Below are 334 nucleotides of genomic sequence, written 5' to 3'. Positions count from 1 at the left end.
TTTGCTTTGAGAATCGCCCAAATTTCTGGCTTTACGTCTGTTGCAACGAAGCTACGACCCGACTTCATCCACTCCACGATTTGAGAGATTAAAAACGTTGTTTTACCTGAACCAGGTGCGCCTAACACAATGCCCCGATCTTCATTTGTCACCCTTAGACTTTCACGATGGAACGACCAATCAAGATATTTTTGTTCCATCTCTTTAATTTGCTTTTTGGGTAAAGTCTGATCCGTAAAGGCAATTAATGGCGTTTTATTTTCAAATCCACGCTTTAATTCGCTTAACAATGTCCCATAGCCTTCGGCAGACTCTTTTTTTATTCGTTCAACAC

General features: G+C 40.7%; 1 pseudogene. It reads right to left on the bottom strand.

What is annotated here, in order from left to right:
* Positions 1-334 (bottom strand): annotated as a pseudogene (locus tag J502_RS17055) (type IV secretory system conjugative DNA transfer family protein); the annotation flags it as partial.

The sequence above is a fragment of the Acinetobacter sp. 1294596 genome (assembly GCF_000582925.1).
In the GTDB taxonomy this organism is placed as follows: Bacteria; Pseudomonadota; Gammaproteobacteria; order Pseudomonadales; family Moraxellaceae; genus Acinetobacter; species Acinetobacter radioresistens.
This window is presented reverse-complemented; position numbering and strand designations above follow the sequence as displayed.